Here is a 442-nt window from a genome sequence, read left to right as displayed (position 1 = left end):
CGCGATCGAACTGAACAACGTGCAGGTCGAGAAGAATCGTGCGGCGTTCGAATGGGGCCGTCGCGCCGCGCACGATCTGGCTGCTGTGCGCAAGCTCGCGCAGTCGCAAGGACGTGGTGCAGCGGAAACGGCGAGCAGTAAGATCATCTCGCTGCACACGCCGAAGGCGCTCGGCACGCTGATCGACAAACGCGCCGACTACCTCGCCGCATGGCAAAACGCTGCGTACGCAGAGCGTTATCGCGTATTGGTGTCGCAAGTGCGCGTGGCGGAATCAGCGCTCGATTCGATCGATGGCCAGTTGCCGTTGACCGAAGCCGTCGCGAAGAACCTGCATAAGCTGATGGCGTACAAGGACGAGTATGAAGTGGCGCGTCTGTACAGCGATCCGGCGTTCATCGAAAAACTGAAGGCGAATTTCGAAGGCGACTGGAAGCTGCAC

At 60.2% G+C, this 442-nt stretch carries 1 protein-coding gene; it reads left to right on the top strand.

The genetic code is table 11. The features are described from left to right. Positions 1-442, top strand: a 442-nt coding sequence (locus SB764_RS38360; RefSeq protein WP_410866513.1) for a DUF6537 domain-containing protein, incomplete at both ends; no start/stop codon positions are given.

This window comes from Paraburkholderia sp. SIMBA_027, assembly GCF_046535315.1.
Taxonomy (GTDB): Bacteria; Pseudomonadota; Gammaproteobacteria; order Burkholderiales; family Burkholderiaceae; genus Paraburkholderia; species Paraburkholderia tropica.
Note: the sequence above shows the minus strand (reverse complement) of the source record. Positions and strands in the feature narration are given on the sequence as shown.